This is a genomic window from Pauljensenia sp. UMB3104 (genome assembly GCF_030217285.1).
Classification (GTDB): Bacteria; Actinomycetota; Actinomycetes; order Actinomycetales; family Actinomycetaceae; genus Pauljensenia.
Window position 1 is genome coordinate 1 of record NZ_JASONN010000300.1, and the last position, 273, is coordinate 273.

General features: G+C 61.9%; 1 protein-coding gene. It reads right to left on the reverse strand.

Annotation, left to right across the window (positions count from 1 at the left end; translation table 11 throughout):
• Positions 1-273 (reverse strand): aconitase family protein (locus QP415_RS11790; protein WP_285100205.1); only part of this gene is annotated, 273 nt, incomplete at both ends.

The following is a 273-nucleotide window of genomic DNA, read 5'->3' on the forward strand; positions in this document are numbered from 1 at the left end:
GTGGTGTGGGAATCGGTGCCGACGCAGGTATCCGGGTAGGCGAGCGTGTCTTCGCCGTCCTGGCGTGTGAACACGGTGCGCGCGAGGTATTCGATGTTGACCTGGTGGACGATACCGGTGCCCGGTGGGACGACGCGGAAGTTTTCAAAGGCTCCCTGTCCCCAGCGCAGGAACTGGTAGCGCTCACGGTTGCGTTCGTATTCCTTGTCCTGGTTGGCTTCGAACGCCTCCGGCGTGCCGTACACGTCGATCTGCACGGAGTGGTCAATAACC